The sequence below is a fragment of the Streptomyces sp. NPDC002690 genome (assembly GCF_053592415.1).
This window is the reverse complement of sequence record NZ_JBSFVR010000642.1, coordinates 1-2,318: the sequence shown is the minus strand read 5'-3', so window position 1 is coordinate 2,318 and position 2,318 is coordinate 1. Positions and strand designations below refer to the sequence as shown.

The 2,318-nt window shown below is 74.8% G+C and carries 2 protein-coding genes and 2 pseudogenes; 2 read left to right on the top strand and 2 right to left on the bottom strand.

Annotation, left to right across the window (positions count from 1 at the left end):
- A pseudogene (locus ACWD3D_RS36235) lies at positions 1-91 on the top strand (MarR family transcriptional regulator); the annotation flags it as partial.
- Here the strand turns inward: ACWD3D_RS36235 and ACWD3D_RS36230 are convergent.
- Positions 90-533: pseudogene (locus ACWD3D_RS36230) on the bottom strand (Ppx/GppA phosphatase family protein); the annotation flags it as partial. The pseudogenes ACWD3D_RS36235 and ACWD3D_RS36230 overlap by 2 nt on opposite strands.
- Positions 534-572: 39 nt before the next feature.
- On the opposite strand from ACWD3D_RS36230, the gene ACWD3D_RS36225 reads away from it, so the two are divergent.
- The gene (locus ACWD3D_RS36225) at positions 573-1,433 is read left to right on the top strand and encodes a hypothetical protein (RefSeq protein ID WP_451464913.1); all 861 of its coding nucleotides are present in this window, start codon (positions 573-575) and stop codon (positions 1,431-1,433) included.
- Positions 1,434-1,509: 76 nt separating this feature from the next.
- Here the strand turns inward: ACWD3D_RS36225 and ACWD3D_RS36220 are convergent, their stop codons facing one another.
- Positions 1,510-2,124 carry a BACON domain-containing protein gene (locus tag ACWD3D_RS36220; protein ID WP_451464912.1) on the bottom strand — a complete coding sequence of 205 codons (615 nt, stop codon included), beginning with the start codon at positions 2,122-2,124 and terminating at the stop codon, positions 1,510-1,512.
- Between the last annotated feature and the right edge of the window lie 194 nt (positions 2,125-2,318).

Below are 2,318 nucleotides of genomic sequence, written 5' to 3'. Positions count from 1 at the left end.
CGCCGCCGCGATGCAGGCCGGGCTGGTGGAGCGCATCCCCGACCCGTCGGGGGGCATGGCCCGCAAGTTCCGGATCACGGACCAGGGTGCTCCAGCCCGAGGGCGATCTCCAGCGAGCCGCCCCCGATGTCGAGCAACAGCAGCTTCCCCGCCGACCAGCCGAACCAGCGCCGGGCGGCCAGGAAGGTCAGCCGCGCCTCCTCCTCGCCGCTGAGGACCGCGAGGTCGACGCCGGTCTCGGCGCGCACCCGGCCCAGCACGTCGTCGGCGTTGACGGCGTCCCGTACCGCCGAGGTGGCGAACGCCAGCACCTCCTCGCACCCCTTGTCCTCGGCGGCCTGGACCGCCTCGGCCACGGCGGCGACCAGCCGGTCGACACCCTCGGGACCGATCGCCCCGCCCGCGTCGAGCAGCTGGGCGAGGCGGAGCTCCGCCTTGTGCGAGTGCGCGGGCAGCGGACGGGCACCGGGATGGGCATCCATCAGCAGCAGGTGAACCGTGTTCGACCCCACGTCGAGAACTCCGAGTCTCATACCCGGAACGCTACGCCGAAAGGGACTTACCCTTGGCGCGTGCCAAAGACGAACAAGGCGAAGCCGGGCAAAGCAACGAAGAAGCCTCAAAAGAATCAGGATCAGAATCAGGAGAGCCAGCGGACGGAAGAGAACGGACCCGACCGGTCCGACGAGAAGGGCATCGATTTCCCCCGGGCGTGGGTGGAGTTCCCGGACCCCGCCGACGACGAGCAGGTGTTCCGCTGCGACCTGACGTGGCTGACCTCCCGGTGGACGTGCATCTTCGGCAGCGGCTGCCAGGGCATCCAGGCGGGCCGCGCGGACGACGGCTGCTGCACGCTGGGCGCCCACTTCTCCGACGAGGACGACGAGAAGCGGGTGGCCGGGCACGTCGAGCGGCTGACCCCGGACATGTGGCAGTTCCACGACGTCGGCACGTCGACGGGATGGGTCGGCATCGACGACGACGGTGAGCGCCAGACGCGCCGCTGGAAGGGCTCCTGCATCTTCCAGAACCGTCCCGGCTTCGCCGGTGGCGCGGGCTGCTCGCTGCACATCCTGGCGCTGAAGGAGGGCAAGGAGCCGCTGGAGACCAAGCCGGACGTCTGCTGGCAGCTCCCGGTCCGGCGGACGTACGACTGGATCGACCGGCCCGACGACACCCGGGTGCTCCAGATCTCCATCGGCGAGTACGACCGCCGGGGCTGGGGCCCGGGCGGTCACGACCTGCACTGGTGGTGCACCTCCGCCACCTCCGCGCACGGCGCGGGCGACCCGGTGTACGTCACGTACCGCCCCGAGCTCACGGAGCTGATGGGCAAGGAGGCGTACGAGCGGCTGGTCGAGCTCTGCGAGCAGCGGCTCGCCTCGCTGCTGCCGATGGCCCCGCACCCGGCGGACCCGGTGCCCCCGGCCTGAGGCCGGTACTCCCCCTGAGGCCGGTGCTCCCCCTGAGGCCGGTGCTCCCGCCCCGGTGGGTGGGGGCGGTGGCGTCTCAGCCCGCCGGGGCCGGTTCGCCGGTGCCGGTGGGCCGGGCGGACGGGGTCGGCCCGCCGGCCGGCGGACGGTCGGGCAGTTCGCCCGGTGACTGGCCGGGCGGGTCCTGCATGGCCGGGGCCTGCGTGGCCGGACCCTGCGTGGCCGGCGGGCCGGTCGGGTCCGGTGACGGGCTCGGCGGTGGCCCGGCGGAGTCCGCCGGGGCCGGGGCCGCCCCGGTCGGGGCCCCGGAAACGGGCGCGGGGGGCTCGGGGGCCTCGGGCGCGGCAGGTACGGCAGGCGCGGCAGGCCGCGTGGGGGCGGGCGGGGCGTCGGGCGTCATGGGACGCAGCGGCCCGCCCGCCGGGAAGCCGGTGAACGCGGGGGTCCGGCCGCGCCCCTCGATCCGTACGTGCTGGGACCCGGGCGCCAGGACGACGCGGGCCCGCCAGGGGTGGCGCGGCTCCCGCGACCGGTCCACCTGGACGTGCACGGTCACGCTCTCCCCCGCCGCGAGCGTGCCCGAGGAACGGCTGAGCCGCAGCCAGCGGGCGTCGGTACGAGCCGCCCAGACGGCCGGGCCGCCCCGGGAGGCCGTCAGCCTGAGGGACGTGATGCCGCCGGAGGTCCGCACGGCGACGGTCACCGCCCCGGCCCGTCGGGCAGCGCCGGCCGTACCGATCACCTCGGCGGTGACGTCCGGGTCGGGGGACCCGTCCGGCGAGCCGTCGCGGGTGCCGGTGCCAACGTCCTCGGCAAGATCGTCACGAACCACCTGGTCCCGCTCCTCACCGACCAGGGCGACGCCATCTCCTGGCTGACCGACCG